Origin of the sequence: Rhodanobacter thiooxydans LCS2, from assembly GCF_000264375.1 — a bacterium.
GTDB lineage: Bacteria > Pseudomonadota > Gammaproteobacteria > Xanthomonadales > Rhodanobacteraceae > Rhodanobacter > Rhodanobacter thiooxydans.
This window is the reverse complement of the sequence record NZ_AJXW01000159.1, coordinates 1-375: the sequence shown is the minus strand read 5'-3', so window position 1 is coordinate 375 and position 375 is coordinate 1. Positions and strand designations below refer to the sequence as shown.

The following is a 375-nucleotide window of genomic DNA, read 5'->3' as shown; positions in this document are numbered from 1 at the left end:
GATCGCCACCACCATCGGTGACAACGCCACGATCGGTGCGGCTGCCGCGTGCGGCAGCTGGCTGGTCAGCATCGCCAGCGGCGGCAGCAGCCACAGCTGGAACGCGCGCTCGGCGCCGAACAGGCGGCGGCATGGCCTGCGCAGTATCGCCACCAGCAGCGTGGCGGCAGTGAAGGCGAGGATCAGCAGCCAGCCGCGCCCGAACCAGTCGATCCCGCCCAGCTCAATGCTGTTCATCATCGAGCTCCTGCAGCAGCTTGCGCAGTTCGGCGATGTCCTTCTTCGTGAGCTTGCGCTGCTCGGAGAAGTGCGCCACCAGCGGCGCCACGCGGCCGCCGAACAGGCGGTCGAGCAAGCCCTTGCTCTCCTGCTGCA

Annotated in this window: 1 protein-coding gene and 1 pseudogene; both read right to left on the bottom strand. The window is 68.5% G+C overall.

What is annotated here, in order from left to right:
* Nucleotides 1-237 (bottom strand): annotated as a pseudogene (locus UUA_RS18345) (M56 family metallopeptidase); the annotation flags it as partial.
* The coding region (locus UUA_RS18340; RefSeq protein ID WP_008439739.1) for a BlaI/MecI/CopY family transcriptional regulator at nt 224-375 on the bottom strand (152 nt) is incomplete at its 5' end. The gene UUA_RS18340 and the pseudogene UUA_RS18345, both read right to left, overlap by 14 nt.